We start from the raw sequence: 2,129 nt of genomic DNA on the forward strand, positions 1-2,129 counted from the left end.
CTCAGTTTCACTTTCTCGCTGATGGCCGTCTTAATGTCGTTAACCACCGACACCATGTCCCTGCCGCGGGCATCAACATAAATCCAGCTGGCTGGCCGGGCATTTTCGGTTTTCAGCATGGTTGGTCCAGAAACGACGTTAATATCCGCGACATCGCCCAGCGTGATCTGCTGCTTCATCGGGGTCAGGATCGGCATCTGTTTCAGCGCCTGCGGACTGTTCCGGTAATCCTGCGGGTAGCGAATGTTAATAGGGTACCGGGCCACCCCTTCAACCGTCTCACCCACCATAGCACCTCCGATTGCTGAAGAGACGAACAGCTGGACATCACCTACCGTCATCCCGTAGCGGGAGGCTTTCTCCCGGTTGATATCGATATCGATGTAGCGCCCGCCCTCAAGTCGCTCAGCCAGGACAGACACCACGCCAGGCACGGTTTTGGCTACCGCCTCGATACTCTGCGCCGTCGCGTCGATATCGGACAGAACAGTCCCGGACACTTTGATACCTATCGGGCTTTTGATCCCGGTTGAGAGCATATCAATACGGTTACGGATAGGCGGCACCCAGAGGTTTGCCAGACCCGGTAAACGGACTGTCCTGTCGAGTTCATCAATAATCTTGTCAATTGTCATGCCGGGACGCCACTGATCCTCAGGTTTGAGCTGGATCGTGGTTTCCACCATTTCGAGCGGCGCGGAATCCGTTGCGGTCTCTGCTTTACCGGTCTTGCCAAATACAGAAGCCACTTCAGGAACGCTTTTGATTAACTTGTCTGTTGTCTGCAGGAGCGCTGCAGCTTCTGCCGGAGAGACGCCAGGCAAGGTCGACGGCATATACAGCAGATCGCCCTCGTTAATCTTCGGCAGAAATTCACCGCCCACCTGACTCAGTGGCCAGATAACCGTGAAAATGGACAAGGCCGCAACCAGCAGGGTTGTTTTTGGCCAGTGGAGGACCCGCAGCAGCAAAGGATGATACGCTTTGATCAGCACCCGGTTCAGGGGGTTACTTGTCTCGGCAGGAATTTTCCCCCGGATCCAGAATCCCATCAGAATAGGAATGACGATGATGGCCAGTGCGGCCGCTCCCGCCATGGAGTACGTTTTCGTGAATGCCAGCGGGCCAAACAGACGACCTTCCTGCCCTTCCAGGGTAAAGATAGGAATAAAGGACAGGGTGATGATCAGCAGGCTAATGAACAACGCGGGTCCCACTTCCACGGAGGCGTCGGTAATCACCTTCCAGCGGGTGGCGTTGTCAATCTGCTCACCCGGATGCTGATGATCCCACTCCTCAAGCCGTTTGTGCGCATTTTCAATCATCACAATGGCGGCATCCACCATCGCACCGACGGCAATCGCTATCCCTCCCAGCGACATGATATTGGCGTTCAGTCCCTGGAAGTGCATGACGATAAAGGCGATACACAGGCCAAGCGGCAGAGAGATAATCGCCACCAGGGCAGAACGTACGTGCCACAGGAACAGAGCACAGACGATGGCCACCACGATAAACTCTTCCAGAAGTTTGGAACTGAGGTTATCAATCGCCCGGTCGATTAACTGGCTGCGATCGTAGGTGGTCACGATTTCAACGCCTTCCGGCAGGCTGGCCTTCAGCGTCTCCAGTTTATCCCTCACTGCCGTGATAACGTCGCGCGCATTTTTACCCGACCGCAGGATCACCACGCCGCCAGCGACTTCTCCCTGGCCGTTCAGCTCGGCAATACCACGCCGCATTTCGGGCCCGGTCTGCACGCGGGCAACATCCCGCAGATAAACCGGCACGCCGTTCTCACCTGTTTTCAGGACGATGTTATTAAAATCATCAATGCTCTGAAGATAACCGCTGGCACGGACCATATACTCCGCTTCGGCCATTTCAACGGATGAGCCACCGGCCTCCTGGTTAGACGATTCAAGTGCCTGTTTCACTTCGGGCAGGCTGATACCGTACTGGGACAGTTTTACCGGATTGACCTGAATCTGGTACTGTTTCACCACGCCGCCAACCGAAGCGACCTCAGCCACGTTCGGGATGGTTTTCAGCTCAAATTTCAGGAACCAGTCCTGCAGAGAGCGCAGTTCTGAAAGGTCGTGTTTTCCGTTGCGATCGACAAGGGCATA

1 protein-coding gene is annotated in these 2,129 nt (G+C 55.2%); it reads right to left on the reverse strand.

Going from position 1 to position 2,129, the window contains the following annotated elements:
• On the reverse strand, positions 1–2,129 hold a 2,129-nt coding region (gene silA, locus BV390_RS30190; RefSeq protein ID WP_085397638.1), incomplete at both ends, for a Cu(+)/Ag(+) efflux RND transporter permease subunit SilA.

It is taken from the genome of Klebsiella sp. YJ (assembly GCF_002108615.1).
Taxonomy (GTDB): Bacteria; Pseudomonadota; Gammaproteobacteria; order Enterobacterales; family Enterobacteriaceae; genus Klebsiella; species Klebsiella planticola.